The 16,707-nt window shown below is 36.3% G+C and carries 17 protein-coding genes; 10 read left to right on the top strand and 7 right to left on the bottom strand.

Annotated elements, in window-relative coordinates:
• Window positions 1-3 precede the first annotated feature (3 nt).
• The 3 genes from SCA31_RS04770 (at window position 4) to SCA31_RS04760 (ending at window position 2,608) form a co-directional block, all read left to right on the top strand.
• Window positions 4-624 (top strand): hypothetical protein, encoded by a 621-nt coding sequence (locus SCA31_RS04770; RefSeq protein WP_410695678.1) that lies wholly within the window; start codon window positions 4-6, stop codon window positions 622-624.
• A gap of 185 nt (window positions 625-809) precedes the next feature.
• Window positions 810-2,006, top strand: a complete 1,197-nt coding sequence (locus tag SCA31_RS04765; protein ID WP_410695677.1) for a PepSY-associated TM helix domain-containing protein — start codon at window positions 810-812, stop codon at window positions 2,004-2,006.
• 101 nt (window positions 2,007-2,107) lie between these two features.
• Window positions 2,108-2,608 (top strand): low affinity iron permease family protein, encoded by a 501-nt coding sequence (locus SCA31_RS04760; RefSeq protein ID WP_410695676.1) that lies wholly within the window; start codon window positions 2,108-2,110, stop codon window positions 2,606-2,608.
• 72 nt (window positions 2,609-2,680) lie between these two features.
• On the opposite strand, the gene SCA31_RS04755 is transcribed toward SCA31_RS04760, so the two are convergent.
• The 7 genes from SCA31_RS04755 to SCA31_RS04725 all read right to left on the bottom strand — a co-directional run bounded on the left by SCA31_RS04755 (window position 2,681) and on the right by SCA31_RS04725 (window position 11,795).
• Complete coding sequence (locus tag SCA31_RS04755; RefSeq protein WP_410695675.1) at window positions 2,681-5,416, bottom strand: hypothetical protein; 2,736 nt, start codon at window positions 5,414-5,416, stop codon at window positions 2,681-2,683.
• Window positions 5,417-5,525: 109 nt separating this feature from the next.
• A complete protein-coding gene (locus SCA31_RS04750; protein ID WP_410695674.1) occupies window positions 5,526-6,497 on the bottom strand; it encodes a hypothetical protein in 972 nt (323 codons plus the stop codon).
• 71 nt (window positions 6,498-6,568) lie between these two features.
• Entirely contained in the window at window positions 6,569-6,988 is a 420-nt protein-coding gene (locus SCA31_RS04745) for a hypothetical protein (RefSeq protein WP_410695673.1), read from the bottom strand.
• Between the two features lie 129 nt (window positions 6,989-7,117).
• A complete protein-coding gene (locus SCA31_RS04740) occupies window positions 7,118-7,924 on the bottom strand; it encodes a hypothetical protein (protein ID WP_410695672.1) in 807 nt (268 codons plus the stop codon).
• 12 nt (window positions 7,925-7,936) lie between these two features.
• Window positions 7,937-8,668, bottom strand: coding sequence for an MIP/aquaporin family protein (locus tag SCA31_RS04735; protein WP_410695671.1), 732 nt, complete (start codon window positions 8,666-8,668; stop codon window positions 7,937-7,939).
• A 24-nt stretch (window positions 8,669-8,692) separates the two neighbouring features.
• A complete protein-coding gene (gene glpK / locus SCA31_RS04730; protein WP_410695670.1) occupies window positions 8,693-10,189 on the bottom strand; it encodes a glycerol kinase GlpK in 1,497 nt (498 codons plus the stop codon).
• A gap of 7 nt (window positions 10,190-10,196) precedes the next feature.
• On the bottom strand, window positions 10,197-11,795 hold the full coding sequence (locus tag SCA31_RS04725; protein WP_410695669.1) for a glycerol-3-phosphate dehydrogenase/oxidase: 1,599 nt from the start codon (window positions 11,793-11,795) through the stop codon (window positions 10,197-10,199).
• Between the two features lie 116 nt (window positions 11,796-11,911).
• On the opposite strand from SCA31_RS04725, the gene SCA31_RS04720 reads away from it, so the two are divergent.
• The 7 genes from SCA31_RS04720 to rplB all read left to right on the top strand — a co-directional run bounded on the left by SCA31_RS04720 (window position 11,912) and on the right by rplB (window position 16,707).
• A complete protein-coding gene (locus SCA31_RS04720) occupies window positions 11,912-12,673 on the top strand; it encodes a DeoR/GlpR family DNA-binding transcription regulator (RefSeq protein WP_410695668.1) in 762 nt (253 codons plus the stop codon).
• Between the two features lie 163 nt (window positions 12,674-12,836).
• Window positions 12,837-13,076 carry a hypothetical protein gene (locus SCA31_RS04715; RefSeq protein WP_410695667.1) on the top strand — a complete coding sequence of 80 codons (240 nt, stop codon included), beginning with the start codon at window positions 12,837-12,839 and terminating at the stop codon, window positions 13,074-13,076.
• 73 nt (window positions 13,077-13,149) lie between these two features.
• Window positions 13,150-13,977: a GLPGLI family protein gene (locus SCA31_RS04710; protein ID WP_410695666.1), complete on the top strand. Its 828-nt coding sequence runs from the start codon at window positions 13,150-13,152 to the stop codon at window positions 13,975-13,977.
• 345 nt (window positions 13,978-14,322) lie between these two features.
• Window positions 14,323-14,949 (top strand): 50S ribosomal protein L3, encoded by a 627-nt coding sequence (gene rplC, locus SCA31_RS04705; protein WP_410695665.1) that lies wholly within the window; start codon window positions 14,323-14,325, stop codon window positions 14,947-14,949.
• Window positions 14,940-15,569 carry a 50S ribosomal protein L4 gene (gene rplD / locus SCA31_RS04700; RefSeq protein ID WP_045491156.1) on the top strand — a complete coding sequence of 210 codons (630 nt, stop codon included), beginning with the start codon at window positions 14,940-14,942 and terminating at the stop codon, window positions 15,567-15,569. Before rplC ends, rplD begins: the two co-directional genes overlap by 10 nt.
• Before the next feature lie 3 nt (window positions 15,570-15,572).
• Window positions 15,573-15,863, top strand: coding sequence for a 50S ribosomal protein L23 (gene rplW / locus SCA31_RS04695; RefSeq protein WP_103289180.1), 291 nt, complete (start codon window positions 15,573-15,575; stop codon window positions 15,861-15,863).
• Between the two features lie 22 nt (window positions 15,864-15,885).
• A complete protein-coding gene (gene rplB, locus SCA31_RS04690) occupies window positions 15,886-16,707 on the top strand; it encodes a 50S ribosomal protein L2 (RefSeq protein WP_076353262.1) in 822 nt (273 codons plus the stop codon).

Genomic DNA, 16,707 nt, shown 5'->3' with positions numbered 1-16,707 from the left:
TCAATGAAAAGCACTTATATCAAAACTGTAGCAGTAGCATTCGCCACTTTATTGGTTGTTTCATGTTCAGGAGACAAGAAGAAAGGAGTAGATTATAATCAATTCAAAACAGAAGTAAAACTTACTCCAGAGCAGGAAAAAAGCTTTGATGAGATTACAGTAAAATACCAACAACTGCAGGAGCAGAACTATCAGGCTGCAAAAGCTCAGGGTGGAAATATGGACCGTGTTGCTTTGGGAATTAAAGGTGAAGAACTGAGAGCACAGCAGGCGATTGAAATGGCTAAAGTGCTGGATGCTCCGCAAATGGAAAAATTCAACAAATTTGTTGATGAAAATTCCAGAAAAAGACCAAGATATGACAATGCTTTATTAGAAAAAATAAAAGCAGAAGCTCAACTTTCTGAAGATGAATTCAAGATGGTGAACGCTGCTAATGACGCCTTTGAAAAAGCATTCAATGATGCTCACGATGTATATCATGGGAATAATGACTTAGCTAAAGAATACTGGGAAAAATTTGATACCCAAAGAAAAGCGGCCATTCAAAAAGCATTGACTCCGGAACACTTTACAAAATTCGAAGAGATTGTAAAGGAAGTTCAGTTTAAAGGAAGAAAATAACCAACATTGATACCGGTTTAGGCGGGAAGTAAGGAGAAAGAAGATGGAATGTTTTGGAGATCAATAATTTCATCATCTGTTCCGGATTTCGTCCTTGATTCGTATTAACTTTTTAATTTATTCATATCAATTTAAAAACATTAAGACGGCAAAACTGTCTTAATGTTTTTGCTATTATAACAAAAATGAAAACATTGTTTAAAAGCCTTTACAGGAAAAGACGGAAGAATGAATCTATCATTAAATATGTAATGTGGATTACTCATCTTTGGCTGGGACTTTTATCAAGTATCATTGTTTTCGTGGTGTGTCTTACAGGTTGCCTTTATGCCTTTAAAAACCAAATCACCGATTTTAGTAATAGAGATAAGGTGTATATCAGATCATCCTCTAAACAGATTAAAAGTCCTGATCAGATTCAGTCCGAACTGTTGAAAGATGGTAAGGAATTAACCTCCTTGCTGATGCCTGATGATACAGGGAGAAGCTATGTGGTAGGCTATCGTGAAAAGCAATTGGATAAAGCCACTTATTATAACCAATATACAGGCAAAATTCTTGGACAGCCTGATGTAGGATCGAGCCGTTTTTTTGAGATTGTTCTTGATATCCACAGAAATCTAATGATGGGAAATGTGGGACGTCAGATATTGGGTGCCGGAGTATTGATGTTTTGTGTATTGCTGGTTTCAGGTTTTATACTTTGGTTACCCAAAAAGTTGAAGTTCCTGAAGCAGGGGTTAACCGTTATGTTCAAGGCGAAGTTCCAGCGATTGAATTATGACCTGCACAACACTCTGGGTTTCTACACTTTTTTGATACTGTTCTTCATTGCCATTACCGGTTTGTATGTCACCTATCCCTGGGTGAAGAATGGTCTTATTGTAAGCTTGGGAGGGGCGTCCATCGATAATATTTCAAAAGATAATGAAAGTGAAGATGATGCCTTCGGAGGGCTTTTGGAAGATATGCTTCAAAAGCAGGATGAAAAGAAAAATCTTAAAAATTCAGAATCGGCATCCATCGATAAGATTTTAAAATTAGCAGATCAACAGTTACCTTATACGGCTACAACAAGTATTGAACTTCCTAACAAGGAAAATCCACGATATGTAGTGATAAAAACCAACACACAAAACCTCTTGGGGATGATGCTTCCGGATGAAGTAACCTTTGATAAAACCGGAGTTTTTAAAACAAAGGAGCTATTTTCTGATAAACCCTTAAACAAACAATTTACAGCATTGGCTAAACCTCTGCATACAGGAGAAATTATGGGACTGCCAAGTATTATTCTGTATTTCATTGTCTCCTTGATTGGCTGTTCTTTACCCATTACCGGTTTCCTGATTTGGTGGCATAGGTTCAGGAAGATTAAATAGATATGTAAGCATCAGATATTTGGATCTACATATTGATTTTAAATATTTCTTTCATGGGTTCAGGTTAATTTTATACATTTATTAGATAAAATAACCCTATTATGGACCATCAAAATAAAAATCTTTTTGAAAAATTTTCAAACTGGGCTGTCGGATTTACCGGAAGTCCCAATGCCTTTTTAGGAGCGATGGCTATCGTAGTGGCTTGGGCCGTCTCCGGACCTTTTTTTGATTATTCGGAAACTTGGCAGCTTGTTATCAATACCGGAACTACAATCATTACCTTTCTAATGGTTTTTCTTATTCAGAAAGCACAGAATAAAGATTCAAAAGCCACACAGATTAAACTGAATGAACTCATTGCTGCTCATGAGAAAGCTAGCAATAGAATTGTAGATATTGAAGAGCTTACAGAAAAAGAATTGGATCAGCTTCACCACTATTATGAAAACCTGGCCCAGTTTGCTAGGAAAGATGCTGATATTCATACTTCTCATTCCATTGATGCAGCAAAAAGAAATCAGGACTATAAGCATGATTTCTTCAGAGAAAAGCATGAAGAATGGCTACAGAAGCAAGAACAAAAAAAGGAATCTAAATGATTCCTTTTTTTGTTTGATAGGTAATAAGCTTGTCTAGAATTTCACCTGAAACTTCAGATCAACTTCCATACATTATCTTTTCATAAAGTAGCTAAAATAACTACAGCTTCCCATTAGACTTTTAGCAGCTTCGGTCTCAGAATACTGAGTTTTTAACTGTGCAAAGTAGGTTCTGTACTTCTGATTTTTAAGATTGTCCATTTCTTTCTGACGGGCATCTTCTTTTTCAGACCACTTTGGATCAGAATAATCGAAATCTTTCTGTGTTTTTGCTTCGTACTGATAGTATTTACCCTGCTCAGCACTTGCCATCTGGAATAGGATTCTTGCTTTTTCTTCCTTGTTGTTTGAAAGCTTAAGTGCCTTTTGATAATAATTGATAGCTAGATCAAAGTTGTCAGGCTCAATATAAGAAGTATCAAGGAAGTTCTTGTAATAATACTTGTACGGGTTTCCTTTATCTGTATTCCAGAAGTAGTATTTTCCGCCATTGCTGTTGTCAATATCCATTACAAACAGCTGTCGGTAATATCCTAAAATAGAAGTATTGTACAATAAGTTTCCAATCAGTTGATTAGCTTTGGCTGCTTTTTCATCCGTTCCGTTTCCTATTTTTTTAAGTTGGATAAGCACATCAGTAAGTTCAAGCTTATTCATATTACTCTTAATGAAAGGGAAGTCAGCATAATTTTCTGCTTTCATGCTTTCAGTATCTGTGCTTTGGAAGCTCTCCCATACATTATGTCCGAAAACAAGACTTGAAATATTATTAAAACCATTATATTCAGAAGAAGTATATTGTTTTTGAGTAATAGTTTGGCCACTTTTTTCATTCCAGTCGTAATTTTCTCTTGGAATTCCTCCAAACTTCTGAGCCTTTTCATAATATGATTTAGCTTTGTCGAAATCAGCAAGTCTCATCGCTCTGTCACCATAAATAGTATTGAAGAAAGAATCAATATTTCCTACACTGTCCATATTCTTGGCGATGATTTGCTGTTCAAACTGTGACTTATTCGGTTTTCTGTAGAACTCTTCAACACTCTTTACCAAACTAGAGTTCGGATTGTATTGAAGATCCGAAAGCTTATTATTCATCAGGAAAGATTTTCCGTCTTCACCCTGAAGAAAGTAACGATTAGCCATCACATCCTTAAGGAAGTCTGCAGTAGAAGGAGCATCTCCATAATAATCATACTCATTAACATTGGCCGTGTCCTTTTTCACTTCTTTTTCTACAAAATATTCAGCATAGTCTTTCATTAAATGATCCTCATAAGCTGCATCTACTTTCGGTTGAGAAACAATATCATTAAGAACTTTCATTCTTTTAATTTCCTCCAGATATTCAGGATTGGTAGTTTTGACGTTGTTAAGAATCTCAGTACTTTCCTTGTAGTCTTTCTTTAAAAACTTCAGGTATGCATCTGCAATCTGCCAATACTCATCCTTAGATTTTTCCTTGGTTTTTGCAGTGAACTTTTCCAGATCATCAAGGTAATCTTTGGTCGTTTGGTCATAGCCACTATAGCCGGTTGTATAGAAAGGAATTCTGTTCGGGTTATTTAATAATTCATCATCACTTTGGTCAGCTTTCTTTCCATCACCTGTTTTATCAGAAGATGAACCACCAAAAAGATTTTTAAAGAATCTGACAATCTTTTGCCAGAAAGAAACTTTTTCCTCTTTTACTTCTGTGGTAGCTTTATTATCGGTAGGAGTATCTTTTGAGGTTTTGGTTTCAGTATTTCCTGTGTAAACAGATACCTTTCCCAAAGAGGCTGAAGTATAGTAATAGGTCGGAAGATAATTTCTTTCCAGTTCATTAATGCTTCTTACAGCCATTACTTTCAGAATCTCAGAATCAGGATTGAGGTCAAACATTTTTTCCATGATAGGAATCGGATTATTGAAGTCTTCGTATCCTAAAAGAAAATAAGCCATATTTTTCTCCTCATTCGTATTTGCTCTTTTCATAATATTACTGAAAGAGGCTGTATCCGAAAGTTTCATAGAAATAAAGGCAGATTCCTTACGATCCTTGCTGTTCATGAACACCTGGAAGAAATTCCAGTTGGCATCACCGTTCATTTCCAGTCCCCTTTGAGCACCCGCCAGCTGGTCCAATGCCATAAAGTAAACCGTACTTTTTAGTTTGATGGGTTCTATATAGGTTTTGAAAGCCTGTACTGCAGAATCGTAGTTTCTGGTATAATGATTCAAACGTACAAGCTGGTATCCGTAACGTTGCTTGATCTCCGGATTTTTGGCAGCATTGTACAAAGATGTCAGAGCGGCGATTGTTTTATTGTAATCAAGAGAAGTTGCATCTTTCTTGCTTTCATTTCTGCTATAGGAATAGAATGAGTTTTCATTTTCAATATAATTGATGCTCATATAAGGTTCCAGATACTTAGCTTCAATTAAATAATCAATCCCCTCCTTATATTTCTGATAAAACCCGGTTCCCAGTTTTTGCAAAAGAGGCTGGGTGGGGCTGCCATTCTTTAAAGCATTCAGATCATTCATGCTTAGCTTGTACACAAGGTTCTCCGTCTCGGCATACGTAAGCTGATTATTGAAGAACTTTTTCCATGCTTCAACATTGTCATCAGGAATCAGAGAAGGATTGTATCCGCCAAAGAATCTGCTGGAGTAGGTATGCAGAAAAGGAAGGTAAGATTTATCCTTAATAATACTTTGTGTAAAAAGATTGAAGTATTCATAATCGGGATCCGACCATGCACAGGCATCAGAATTCGTATAGAAAAGAGATACAACCGCAAGTGAAAGAATGTATTTTTTCATAGGGTGTGTAGTGTTTTTATAATTTTATATAGTTGTTTGTAATGTTGGTGCCGGCAGAAAATAATTTGACTAATAAAGTTTTTATCATCTACCCTAATCTGTAAAAGATTTAAAATTTTCGATCTAACACAAATTTACTATCTAATTGATAATAAATAATATTAAAATGAGGGATTTTTTTCTCAAGGAAGCTCGTTACATCTTCCAATTGTTCTCTGGAAATCTCTTCTACCTTTATTTTAAAACCTTTATTAAGATAGTTTCCGAAATAGAAACCGTCTTGTATGATTTCAACTTCATGATCAGAGATTTTCTTAAAATTAGGGTTTTCAAGATCCTTTTTAGATAAGGCATTGATCAGTCTGTGCTTGTCAAGATGATTGGTAACGATACCCCATGAATAAATAGGCAGTGCTACTTCAATTTTTTTGATGGGATAATCTTCCATTTTTGAAAGATAGCTTTTTAAAATATGTACATCCAGAATTGAATTTTTATCAGACTTCTCCAATGGTGAAGAAGTAGAGTAGCACATCAGGTATACTTTTCCGACCGGTGGAATTCCTGTTTTCTTTTTATCCTTAACCTGATGAAGGCGTAGGGTACAGGTGATTTCTTTTCCGGAAACTTTTTTAAGCTCTTTTAAAAAATTAAAATAATCATCCCGAGTTCCGGCAGTCCAGTCACAATCAATTTGAATTTCATTATTTGTTTTCAAATGATATTCTTGGGCCTTCTTTTGTACTAATTGATGAATGCTTTCCGCAAGAAATTTAATTTCCTCCGAAGAAATACCAAGTAAAGTCTGATTGGTGATGAAAACTGTCGGTACAATCTGTTTATTGGTTTCAAAACTTTTGCCTTTGGTGATGACAGCCACAGGCTGAAACTTCCCTCCAATTTTATCAACATCAAAAAACCGTGTGTATAAATAAGGAACAGAAGCTTGATCCAATGTTTTTTTCTCCTCCCGATCCAATTTCAAACTGGTTTTCCAGTAATAAAAAGTGTAAGGGTGATTTTCTTTCTTACTGCATGAAGCCATCAGAAAGAATAGCAGTAAAATTCTTAAAATTTTCATTGATATAAAATACTCTTGCAGTCACAATTCAGTTTAGCCATTTCCGCCAAGGAGCGGCAGTCGCCAGATTTTTATTGATACAACTCACTTTCACAAGTGCAGGTATCTTTGTCTATGCTTTCGCTGGAAGAGCAGCAGCCTTCGAGGTTTTGAATGTTTCCTTTTTCATCCGTAAGATAAATTTTGTTTTTATCAAGTTTTAGAAAAAAAGTTTCGTTAAATTTTTTAAATACTACCTTCATTACCTTATTGGGAACATATTTGCCGGCGTTTATTTCTTCTTTGGTTTCCTTTCCGTCGGCCTGATTCACCTGAACGTACCCAAAATGTACGTCACCGTTTTTTTTCACATCCAAATAATAATGAGGAGTACCAGTACCGCTATATCCTTTCAGAATATCAAAACTTCTATGTCCGGTAAAAGGAGTCTTTATTTGTGCTAAAGTAAAAACACTGATACACAGGATTACTAAACTGAAAATTTTTTTCATAGTTCTTTTTTCTTCAAAATTAGGAATATTTACCCAATCAGTAAGCCGTAAAAACCCTGATATTGACTTTTGATAATAACAAAAACCGCCCCAAAAGAGCGGTCTTTATATAATTTATTTAAAGTTAGATTAAAAGACAGTGGCTGCAAGTTGAATTCTTGCATACTTATTAGAGGGGTTCCACATGGCCATCATAGAGATTGGAAGACTATAATGCTCTGTGATCTTTAGTACCTTTCCTGCTTTTACTCCTACATTGACAATATCAAAATTGTTTTTCCCATTTCCATACAAAAAGGTGTTTCCATTGAGTGAAAATCCTGCTCCTATAAAAGCGTCCAGATTTACTTTCTGTCCACTTATTACCGGGTAACTTGCCTGAATATAGGTAGAATATCTGTTCTTTTTATAGCTTCCATCAGCTTCCAGAATAACTTCTCCTGCATTGGCACCTCCATAAAGCATAATGTCTGCCTCAATATTGATTGGGAATGAAGGCCCGAATGTATAATTGGTTCTTAAATCAATAATATGAGCTGTTCTTCTTTGTGAATAACTAAAAATGTCATCAGCAGCAACGGCTGTATTGATATTTCTGGAATTATAAAGATCCCATAATCCAATATAAAAACGTCCGTTAGAATATTGAACATAGTAATTGATCTCTTTGTAATGGGTGTTATCTTTGTCATCTGCTAATGCAGAAGCTCCCCAAATACCTATTTTCCATTTCTTTTCTGCATCCAATGCATAGGAAAGATTACCCATTACAACCGGTTTGTCTGTAATGATTAAACCTCTCCATAAATGATTGTTTTGAATATTGGCAGTGAAGTCCAATCGGCCTTCTTTTGTTTCTTTAGGATCACTGCTTTCCTGTGAAAATAATTTTCCCGTGCCTAGAAGTAGGAGGAAGATTCCTTTTAATATTTTCATCACTTGTACTTTTTATTTTAAAACCATGAATAGTAAAGCGGCAATTACAGCACCTATAATAGGACCTATTACGGGAATCCACGCATAGCTCCAGTCACTGCTTCCCTTTATCGGAAGAATGGCATGCATAATTCTTGGGGCAAGATCTCTGGCAGGGTTAATAGCGTATCCTGTAGTTCCTCCTAAAGAAAGTCCTATTACCCAAACAAGAAAGGTAACGGGAATAGCTCCTACAGTGCCAAGACCAACTTTTGCATTAGGATCCGCCTGTAAAGCTATACTCGGATCTGAGAAGTGGAAAATCACAAATACCAGTACAAATGTTCCGATAATTTCACTGATAAGATTGGATGAAACCTTTCTGATAGCAGGGCCTGTACTAAAACAAGCCAGCTTTGCTCCCTCATCCTCCGTAATGGCAAAATGATCTTTATGGAATAGCCATACCAGAAATGCACCCAGCATTCCGCCAATCATTTGAGCAACGATGTAAGAAGGTACTAAATCCCAGGAGAACTTTCCTGCAGCAGCAAGGCCAATAGTTACAGCTGGATTTAAATGAGCTCCACTTACAGGCCCTGCAACGGTTACCCCGACAAAAACGGCTAATGCCCAAGCGGTAGTAATAACAATCCATCCGGAATTATTTCCTTTGGTATCTTTCAAGACAACATTGGCTACAACACCGTTGCCTAACAATATAAGAAGCATCGTTCCGATCACTTCTGCGATAAATGGAGTCATATGTGTATTTTTAAGGTCAGGGAATTAATCTTCTATCCAGTTTTGAGCACGAGATACCGCTTTGGTCCAAAAGTGAATCATCGTATCTACCTTTTCTTTTTCCAATTGAGGGTGGAAATCTTTATCTACAATCCATTGTTCTTGGATTTCATCAATGTTTTTCCAGAATCCTACTGCAAGACCTGCAAGGTAGGCTGCTCCCAGTGCTGTTGTTTCCAGTGTTTTGGGTCTGGTAATTTTAAATCCGAAAAGATCAGATTGTATCTGCATCAATAGGTTGCTGGCTGAAGCCCCGCCATCTACTCTTAGCTCAAGACTTGCTCTTCCGGAATCAGCTTCCATGGATTTTACAATATCATATACCTGAAATGCAATTCCTTCAAGGGTAGCTCTTGCGATATGGCCGTCAGTAGTTCCGCGGGTAATTCCTACAATAGTTCCACGTGCATACTGATCCCAATGAGGAGCACCTAAACCGGTAAGGGCAGGAACGAAGTAAACTCCACCATTGTCTTCAACAGAAGCGGCAAGATCATTAACTTCCTCAGAAGAATGAATAAGCTTAAGTCCATCTCTCAGCCATTGAATAGCTGCGCCTCCTACAAATACACTTCCTTCCAGAGCGTAGTTGACTTCTCCATTGATCTTCCATGCAACAGTTGTCAGAAGGTTATTTTTAGAAGCAACGGCTTCTTTTCCTGTGTTCATGAGTAAGAAGCACCCTGTTCCGTATGTATTTTTCACCATCCCTGGCGAGGTACACATCTGTCCAAACAAAGCAGCCTGTTGGTCTCCTGCAATACCTGCAATCGGAATTTTCGTAGAGAATAGAGTAGTAGCTGTCTCTCCGTATACCTCACTACTTTGTTTTACCTCTGGAAGAATCGCCTTAGGTATATTGAATAGTTCCAATAAATCATTGTCCCATTCCAAAGTGTGAATATTCAGAAGCATTGTTCTGCTGGCATTGGAAACATCAGTGATGAACATTTTCCCACGGGTTAGTTTCCATACAAGCCATGTGTCAACAGTTCCAAAACATAATTTTCCGGCTTCAGCCTTTTCTCTGGCACCATCTACATTGTCAAGGATCCACTTCAGCTTAGTTGCAGAGAAGTAAGCATCCAGAATAAGTCCTGTTTTTTCTTTTATAATTTCTGCATGCCCCTGTTCTTTAAGTTCATCGCAGTATTTTGAAGTTCTTCGGTCTTGCCAAACAATAGCATTGTAAATAGGTTCGCCAGATTCTTTATCCCAAACAATAGTTGTTTCACGTTGGTTAGTAATACCAATTGCAGCCACTTCCAATCCAGAAATACCAGCCTTGGCAATACTTTCTGCAGCTACTGAAATCTGTGAAGACCAGATCTCGTTTGGGTCATGCTCTACCCAGCCCGGAGTAGGGAATATTTGTCTGAAATCTTTTTGAGATACATATTTTATTTCTCCACTGTGATTGAATAGAATCGCTCTGGAGGAAGTAGTTCCCTGATCTAAAGCGAGTATTAATTTTTCATTCATATTATGATTAATTAAGGTTGATAACTTTAGGTGAATAAGGTGTTAATAAATATCCTTTTGCTAGTTCGATGAATTCATTTTCCTGCTGCATTGCCCAGTCTTCAGAATATCCTTTTTCTTCTGCAATAATTCTTGCAACGTTATGTGCGCTGTCTATAGCTGCTCTGGCATCAAGGAATAGCAGACGTGCTCTTCTTGCCAAAACATCTTCAATAGTTTCAGCCATTTCATTTCTTACAGCCCATACTACTTCCGCAACGGTGAAAGGATGATCAGGGTGTATTTTTTGTAAAAAACGTGGGTTGCTTTCCTGTAAGGCTTTTATAGCAGGAATATCAGAACCATATACATATAAATGATTGGTTCTGTCTACCTCTTCAGGCTTTACATTTCCATGAATGGACATGTGTTCTGTTTTGGAAGTGGTATTGCCTAGTTTATGTACTTGCATGGCTTTGTCAACGGTATCTTCTGCCATTTTACGGTAAGTCGTCCACTTTCCTCCAATGATGGAAATTAATCCCGTTTCAGAGGCAATTACTTTATGACTTCGGGAAACCTCTTTTGTACTTTTGCTGCCATCTTTAGGAGCAGCAAGAGGACGAAGTCCGGCAAAGACAGATTTTACATCTTCACGGGTTGGTTTTTTAGCCAGATACTGTCTTGCTGTATTTAAAACAAAGTTGATCTCCTCTTCTAAGGCACGCGGCTCAAAGCTTTCATCCTTTAGAAGCGTATCAGTAGTTCCGACCAAAGCTCTGTCATGCCAAGGCACAACAAATAAGACCCTTCCATCTGATGTTTTCGGAATCATAATGGCATCATCACTTTTCAGGAATGATTTATCCAGCACCAGGTGAATTCCCTGGCTTGGTACCACAAGTTTACCATGCTTAGGATTGTTCATGTTAAGAATATCATTTGTGAAGACACCTGTAGCATTAATAACCACCTTTGCGTGAATCTGATATTGCTGTTTTGAGAATTGATCTTCTGCAACCACACCAATGATTTTATCAGCATCATCCTTTAGAAGATTAACTACCTTTACATAGTTGACTGCGCTTCCGCCTTTCTCTATAATGGTTTGGGTTAAATTGATGGCAAGTCTGGCATCGTCAAACTGCCCGTCCTGGTAAACAACACCACTTACTAAATGATTTTGTTCAATAGTGGGTAACTTTTCAACGGTTTTAGACTTACCGATATATTTCGTTTTACCCAAACTTAATTTTCCTGCTAGGAAATCGTAAACAGAGAGTCCTATCTTATAATAGATTCCGCCCCACCAGGTGTAATTAGGGATAATGAAAGATTGGTTTTTTACAATATGTGCTGCATTTTTTGCCAATAGACCTCTTTCTTTTAAAGCCTCTTTCACTAAGCCTACGTCTCCTTGTGCTAAATATCTTACTCCACCATGTACTAATTTGGTGCTTCTGCTAGAAGTTGCTTTCGCAAAATCATGAGATTCAAGCAATAAGGTTTTGAATCCTCTGCTTACTGCATCTAATGCCGAGCCTAAACCACTGGCTCCTCCTCCGATGACAATAAAGTCCCATTCTTTTACATTGGTTAACTTACTGAGTTCTTCGTTTCGTTTCATAAATGTTTCGTTTATGTTTCGTTTTCAAATATATAAATTAAAAATGAAAGCAAAAAGAAAATAAATGAAATTTTAAGATGTGGAAAAAAAACGGTATTTTTGATTAAATGAATAAAATGGAGAAGCTAATCCCCAGGCATGATGAAATATTAAAAGAACTTGATGAAAAAGGGCATGTTCTTGTTCAGGATCTATGTGAAAAACTGAATGTTTCTTCAGTTACGATCCGAAAGGATTTGAATTTTCTTGAAAGTATAGGGCTTCTTTTCAGAAATCATGGAGGTGCTAGTAAGCAGCTAAGGTATGCTTATGAAAAAAATGTAGTGGAAAAGGAAAGCATTAATGTAGAAGCAAAACAAGCCATTGCAAAGGCTGCGCTTTCTTTGATTCAGGAGAATGACTGTATTATATTGGCTTCCGGAACTACCATGCATTATCTTGCCAGGATGCTGGTGAATTTTGGCCCGCTTACGGTATTAACTTCTTCACTGAGGGTAGCCATTGAGCTGTGTAATAATCCTAATATTAATATCATCCAATTGGGCGGAGAGGTTAGAAAAAGCTCTACTTCAATCGTAGGGTCGATCTCAGAGGGAATCCTTAGGCAGTTTTCCTGCAATAAGCTTTTTCTGGGAGTAGACGGAATTGATGTGGAATTCGGAATTAGTACTTCTAATGCAGCAGAGGCACATTTGAATCAGGTGATGATGGAATGTGCAGATCAGACTATTATTCTTGCAGATTCTTCAAAATTAAACAAAAAAGGGTTTGGTAAAATTGCATTATTGGATCAGGTAGATTATCTGATTACGGATGAGGGGATTTCTGTTGAAGAACATACAAGATTAGAAGAAGTTGGAGTTAATGTTATTAAATAACCATTAATATTGGAATTGAATAATGATCATTGAAAATAAATATTCATATTTTATGTTAAATGTTTAATTATTTTTCATTAATAGGTGATTTTATTTATTAAAAAATTTGGCTATTTGTCTTTTTTTTAATTACTTAGTGAAACTAAAACAAAAAATTATTACCATGAAAAAATTATTCTTAGCAGCAACAATTATGGTTGCTGGTTCAATGAGTGCGAACACTATTTCCTCTGAGACTGAAATCGTAGAAGAAAATGCAACTGTTAAGGTTGAAGCGGCAGCTGCGTATGGTTGTGTGTCTACAACTCTTTCTTGTGGAATCACAGGAATGGCTTGTGGAGAAACGCTTGCTGATGTAATTGACATCGCTATTATAGCAGATGATATACTGTGTGGAAATTAATTAATATTAATCAATACAAACTGTAGAAGAGGATGTCATATCCTCTTTTATAGTTTACTGTAGATACTTTTTTATGCAAAAACAATTTATAGCGTCGTTGCTGTTCTTCTTTTTATGCACGATGGGGAATGGGCTCTGTGGCCAAAAGAATGTGGATATAGATGTAGTAAAATCTCAATATGTTTATTTGCTGACCAGTCAACGCGATTCCTTGGATGTTGGAAATAAAAGTGAGGAATACTTTATATTGCAGAGAGGGAAGGATAGGTCGCAATTCATGAGTTTAAATTCTTATAAAAGAGACTCTGTTGCTGCGGGGCTGATTAATAATAGTGTGAGGACGTCAACGCTAGATTTAACAAATATTCCAAAGACTAATTTTACATACAGAATCATTAAGGATCCTGCCAAAAACAAAATTGATTATTATGATAAAATAATCAGAATGGATTTTTCCTATGAAGAGAGTCCTGGATTTAACTGGAAGATCACCAGTGAGAAAAAGAATATTGGAAATCTAAAATGTCAGGCTGCCATGCTTGTATATGCAGGGCGTAATTATAAGGCTTGGTTTACAAATGATATTCCCGTGTCTGATGGTCCATATAAGTTTTATGGATTGCCGGGATTGATTGTAGAAATGGAAGATGATAAAAAGCATTATAAATTTGAATTATTGAGCTATAAAAATTTTGCTGATGAAAAACCGTTGTGGATTTCAGAGAAAAGGATGAGTGGAAAAAAAGTTCCTAAGGCTGATTTTTACAAAGGATTGAAAAATAGCCAGGAGAATCTGGTTCAGGAGATGGCTAAAAGTGGATTTAAGCTGGATGCCGGTGCCGAAAATTTAGTGAAAGATAAATTGAAAAAAAGAAATAACCCGATAGAATTGATTCCTTAATATATAGGGTGTTGAAAATACAAAGCTTTATGATTTCATAAGGCTTTTACATTTTTTACTATATATAGTGAAGTTTAATGCTATTACTATAGAATATATTTTTTTGATACTTCTATTGTTTCTTGGTAGGTGTGGTTTGTCTTAAAAATAAAAGGTAATTTTTTTAAAAAGTGTAAATGGTTAAAAATCAAAATATTTTAGTCAAAATATTTGTCAGTAATAAAATTATTCGTAGATTTGCACACTCATTTTAGGAGCGTAGTATGCCTATATCAAAAGTAGAAATTACTTCAGACTTCCAAAAAATGAGATAAATAAAGGATAAATTTTATTATAATATAAACAATGTCAGGTATTATTGGTAAAAAAATCGGTATGACTTCTTTGTTTAACGAAGACGGGAAAAATATTCCTTGTACAGTTATTCAAGCTGGCCCATGCTCGGTTTTACAGGTCAGAACCATAGAAAAAGACGGTTATAAAGCTGTTCAGTTAGGTTTCGATGACAAGAGTGAGAAGAACGTTGGTAAAGCGTTAGCTGGCCATTTTAAAAAGGCTGGTTCTGCTCCTAAAGCTAAATTAGTAGAATTCTACAGAGAATTCGTTGATGAAGTAAAAGTAGGAGAAGAAGTAAAAGTTGATTTATTCACTGAAGGTGAGTATGTTGACGTAACAGGAACTTCAAAAGGTAAAGGCTTCCAGGGTGTTGTTAAAAGACATGGATTTGGAGGTGTAATGCAGGCAACTCATGGTCAGCACAACAGACTTAGAGCTCCAGGTTCTATCGGTGCTGGTTCAGACCCTTCAAGAGTATTCAAAGGGATGAGAATGGCTGGAAGAATGGGAGGTGAGCAGGTTACTGTTCAAAACCTTCAAGTGTTAAAAGTTGATCAAGAACAAAATCTTTTAGTAGTAAAAGGTGCTGTTCCGGGAGCTAAAAATTCTTATGTAATTATCAGAAAATGGAACTAGTAGTATTAAATACATCAGGAAAAGAGACCGGAAGAAAAGTAACTCTAGACGAAACAGTATTCGGAATTGAGCCAAATCAGCACGCGGTTTACTTAGAAGTTAAACAGTACCTTGCTGCACAAAGACAAGGGACTCATAAAGCAAAAGAAAGAAGCGAAATTACTGCTTCTACTAAAAAGCTTAAGAAGCAAAAAGGATCAGGATCTGCTAGATATGGTGATATCAAATCTCCAACTTTCAGAGGTGGAGGTAGAGTATTCGGACCAAAACCAAGAGACTACAGATTCAAATTGAACAAAGCTCTTAAGAGATTAGCTAAAAAATCTGTTTTATCTCAGAAAATGAGAGACAACAGCATTAAAGTTTTAGAAGATTTGAGCTTTGGTGCTCCTAAGACTAAAGATTTCATCAATGTATTAAATGCATTGGAACTTAACGGTAAAAAATCTTTATTCGTTCTTCCTGAAGCTAACAAGAATGTGTATTTATCTTCAAGAAACTTACCTAAAACTAAAGTAATGAACTTCAACGAAATTAGTTCTTACGATCTAGTAAACGCTGGTGAGATTATTTTCTTCGAAGGTGCAGTTGAAAAATTCCAGGAAAATTTAAAGAAATAAGTCATGTCTATTATTATTAAACCAGTTATTTCAGAAAAGGCTAATTACCTTACAGATTTAAGAGGCTCTTATTCTTTCTTAGTTAATCCTAAGGCGAATAAAATCCAGATTAAAAAAGCTGTTGAAGCAGCTTACGGTGTAAAAGTAGCAGACGTTAACACAATGATTTATGCTCCGAAGGTTTCTTCAAAATACACTAAAAAAGGTCTTCAAGTAGGAAAGACAAACAAATTGAAAAAAGCGGTAATCAAACTTGCTGAAGGTGAGGTTATCGATATTTTTGCTGTAAATTAATTATTAATTATAAATAATAGTAATGTCTGTTAGAAAATTAAAACCTATCACCCCGGGACAGAGATTCAGAATTGTAAACAATTTTGAAGAAATTACTACCAACAAACCAGAGAAATCTCTAACAGTTGGTATTAGTAAGTCAGGTGGACGTAACCAAACTGGTAAAATGACCATGCGTTACACCGGAGGTGGACACAAAAAGAAATACAGAATTATTGACTTCAAAAGAAACAAAGCAAACGTTGAAGCAACTGTAAAAACTGTAGAATATGATCCAAACAGAACTGCATTTATCGCTTTATTAGAGTATGCTGATGGAGAGAAGAGATATATCATCGCTCCAAACGGTATCAAAGTTGATCAGAAAGTAATTTCTGGTGAAAGCGTAGAACCAAATGTAGGGAACGCAATGAAGTTGAAAAATATTCCATTAGGTACTGTTATTTCTTGTGTTGAAATGAAACCTGGTCAAGGTGCTATTTTAGCAAGAAGTGCTGGTTCTTCAGCTCAATTAACTTCTAGAGATGGAAAATATGCAATCATCAAATTGCCTTCAGGAGAATCAAGAATGATCCTTACTGAATGTTATGCAATGATTGGATCTGTTTCTAACTCAGATCACCAATTAACTGTATCAGGTAAGGCTGGTAGAAGCAGATGGTTAGGTAGAAGACCAAGAACAAGAGCTGTTGTAATGAACCCAGTAGATCACCCAATGGGAGGTGGTGAAGGACGTTCTTCAGGAGGTCACCCAAGATCTAGAAACGGTATGCCTGCTAAAGGTTACAAAACCAGAAAGAAAAATAAAGCGTCTAACCGTCATATCATATCTAAACGTAAATAA

This window comes from Chryseobacterium sp. SIMBA_028, from assembly GCF_046535285.1.
Classification (GTDB): Bacteria; Bacteroidota; Bacteroidia; order Flavobacteriales; family Weeksellaceae; genus Chryseobacterium.
The sequence above is the reverse complement of the archived record's forward strand: the minus strand, read 5'-3'. Positions and strand labels throughout refer to the sequence as shown.

Bases quoted from the DNA above. Each gene is read 5' to 3' on its own strand.
- SCA31_RS04770 (WP_410695678.1), top strand. From the start codon at position 4: ATGAAAAGCACTTATATCAAAACTGTAGCAGTAGCATTCGCCACTTTA.
- SCA31_RS04765 (WP_410695677.1), top strand. From the start codon at position 810: ATGAAAACATTGTTTAAAAGCCTTTACAGGAAAAGACGGAAGAATGAA.
- SCA31_RS04760 (WP_410695676.1), top strand. From the start codon at position 2,108: ATGGACCATCAAAATAAAAATCTTTTTGAAAAATTTTCAAACTGGGCT.
- SCA31_RS04755 (WP_410695675.1), bottom strand. From the start codon at position 5,416: ATGAAAAAATACATTCTTTCACTTGCGGTTGTATCTCTTTTCTATACG.
- SCA31_RS04750 (WP_410695674.1), bottom strand. From the start codon at position 6,497: ATGAAAATTTTAAGAATTTTACTGCTATTCTTTCTGATGGCTTCATGC.
- SCA31_RS04745 (WP_410695673.1), bottom strand. From the start codon at position 6,988: ATGAAAAAAATTTTCAGTTTAGTAATCCTGTGTATCAGTGTTTTTACT.
- SCA31_RS04740 (WP_410695672.1), bottom strand. From the start codon at position 7,924: ATGAAAATATTAAAAGGAATCTTCCTCCTACTTCTAGGCACGGGAAAA.
- SCA31_RS04735 (WP_410695671.1), bottom strand. From the start codon at position 8,668: ATGACTCCATTTATCGCAGAAGTGATCGGAACGATGCTTCTTATATTG.
- glpK (WP_410695670.1), bottom strand. From the start codon at position 10,189: ATGAATGAAAAATTAATACTCGCTTTAGATCAGGGAACTACTTCCTCC.
- SCA31_RS04725 (WP_410695669.1), bottom strand. From the start codon at position 11,795: ATGAAACGAAACGAAGAACTCAGTAAGTTAACCAATGTAAAAGAATGG.
- SCA31_RS04720 (WP_410695668.1), top strand. From the start codon at position 11,912: ATGGAGAAGCTAATCCCCAGGCATGATGAAATATTAAAAGAACTTGAT.
- SCA31_RS04715 (WP_410695667.1), top strand. From the start codon at position 12,837: ATGAAAAAATTATTCTTAGCAGCAACAATTATGGTTGCTGGTTCAATG.
- SCA31_RS04710 (WP_410695666.1), top strand. From the start codon at position 13,150: ATGCAAAAACAATTTATAGCGTCGTTGCTGTTCTTCTTTTTATGCACG.
- rplC (WP_410695665.1), top strand. From the start codon at position 14,323: ATGTCAGGTATTATTGGTAAAAAAATCGGTATGACTTCTTTGTTTAAC.
- rplD (WP_045491156.1), top strand. From the start codon at position 14,940: ATGGAACTAGTAGTATTAAATACATCAGGAAAAGAGACCGGAAGAAAA.
- rplW (WP_103289180.1), top strand. From the start codon at position 15,573: ATGTCTATTATTATTAAACCAGTTATTTCAGAAAAGGCTAATTACCTT.
- rplB (WP_076353262.1), top strand. From the start codon at position 15,886: ATGTCTGTTAGAAAATTAAAACCTATCACCCCGGGACAGAGATTCAGA.